Source organism: Acinetobacter sp. CFCC 11171 (assembly GCF_003268405.1).
GTDB lineage: Bacteria > Pseudomonadota > Gammaproteobacteria > Pseudomonadales > Moraxellaceae > Acinetobacter > Acinetobacter amyesii.
The window spans coordinates 1-1081 of record NZ_LQXP01000096.1 but is presented as its reverse complement, the minus strand read 5'-3'; the positions used below and the strand labels follow the sequence as shown (position 1 = coordinate 1081).

2 protein-coding genes are annotated in these 1081 nt (G+C 38.7%); both read right to left on the bottom strand.

Translation table 11 applies throughout. The features are described from left to right. Window positions 1–10 precede the first annotated feature (10 nt). Complete coding sequence (locus tag AVJ20_RS17990) at window positions 11–550, bottom strand: IS630 family transposase (protein ID WP_257245703.1); 540 nt, start codon at window positions 548–550, stop codon at window positions 11–13. A 16-nt stretch (window positions 551–566) separates the two neighbouring features. After that, on the bottom strand, window positions 567–1022 hold the full coding sequence (locus tag AVJ20_RS17985) for a helix-turn-helix domain-containing protein (protein WP_004973749.1): 456 nt from the start codon (window positions 1020–1022) through the stop codon (window positions 567–569). Between the last annotated feature and the right edge of the window lie 59 nt (window positions 1023–1081).

The following is a 1081-nucleotide window of genomic DNA, read 5'->3' as shown; positions in this document are numbered from 1 at the left end:
TAAGTTGTCATTAAAAAGTAAACATGTATTCTTTTCCGAATTGGTTTGATACTTTCTCCACCCATTGCTCTATTTTATCAGCTGTCATGACTTGAAAATCTCGCCAATAATATTTCATCTGCTTCCATACCATCTCGATTCGATTTAACTCAGGGCTATAAGCTGGAATAAAATACAGATTCGTCGAAAAGTTAGTTTTAAGTAGCTCTCTGTAATCAGCCATCTTTTTACTTCTATGAATCGAGGCATTATCAACAATAAGAACCAATGGAAGGTTATACGTCTGTTTAACTTGTTGAGCTATTCCAGTTAAATAGGCATAAAACCAAGTGCTTGTAACTGACTCTTGTAAACAACTTGTCACCAGTTTCCCCGTTGAAAGCAAACACCCCATGACATTAACTCGTTTTAATCTTATTGCATCAACCGCATGAACATTACCTATCTTTGTCCACGCATAGCGGTTATCAGGTGTAGATGAAAACCCTGTTTCATCAACATAACCTAATATAATTTCACCACGTGCCGCTTGCTCTCGTAATTCTTCAATCTGCTGTGTTGCTTGTTCAAATACAATCGGATCTCTTTTTTTTCAAGCTATGACGGGTACGCTTGAAGACCATACCTGAATCACGTAAAAACTTACGAATGGTTTCAACAGACACGGACACTTCGTATTCTTCATGTAGTTTGACTCGGATTTGTTCTGCATTGAGTGGACTTGTATTGACCCAATCTAAGATTTTCGCCTGATAGTCTGAGATCAATGTATTGGGTCGACCTGAGCGATGACCTTCTTTAATCGATTCAAACTCATACAATTCCCAACGTCGGCGTTGTAGCCTTATGGTTTCTGGGATACGTTCTTGTAGAGTGGCAACTTCTGCAACACTTTTACCTTCGGAAAGCCAGAGAATAGTTTGGGCACGTTGTCTTTCACGCCAATGTTTTGCATGTTTGGCCAGAAAAATGAGTCGTTCTCGCTGTTCTAAACTAAGTGGTACAGAAACAATCCGAGGCATGTGTGAACATCTGTTAACTAAAAAAACCTTTTCGCATGATTAGTTATTTTTGTCAACTT